The organism is Arthrobacter sp. SIMBA_036 (genome assembly GCF_046535135.1).
In the GTDB taxonomy this organism is placed as follows: Bacteria; Actinomycetota; Actinomycetes; order Actinomycetales; family Micrococcaceae; genus Arthrobacter.
In genome coordinates this window covers 1-234 of record NZ_JAWRXG010000476.1, presented here as the reverse complement: position 1 = coordinate 234, position 234 = coordinate 1, and the positions used below count along the sequence as shown (strand labels likewise).

The following is a 234-nucleotide window of genomic DNA, read 5'->3' as shown; positions in this document are numbered from 1 at the left end:
ATCGTCATCTCCCCCTCACGCTCCGCCTTCAGCCCGGCAATCGTCGCCTCGACATCGCCGCTGACCAAAGTGGCATTCGGCCCGACCTCCGTCAGCGTCCGCGACACCACCCATTTCGGCAGCTTGCGCCACGCCGCCGCAAACGCCCGGTGCGCATCATCCCAGCCTTCCTGATCATCGTCCCAGTAGCGCATCAGCCCATACATCGTCCGCCCATAGACGGTGGCGCTCAGC

The 234-nt window shown here is 65.4% G+C and carries 1 pseudogene; it reads right to left on the bottom strand.

The window, feature by feature from the left end:
- Positions 1-234: pseudogene (locus SB659_RS20585) on the bottom strand (dihydrofolate reductase); the annotation flags it as partial.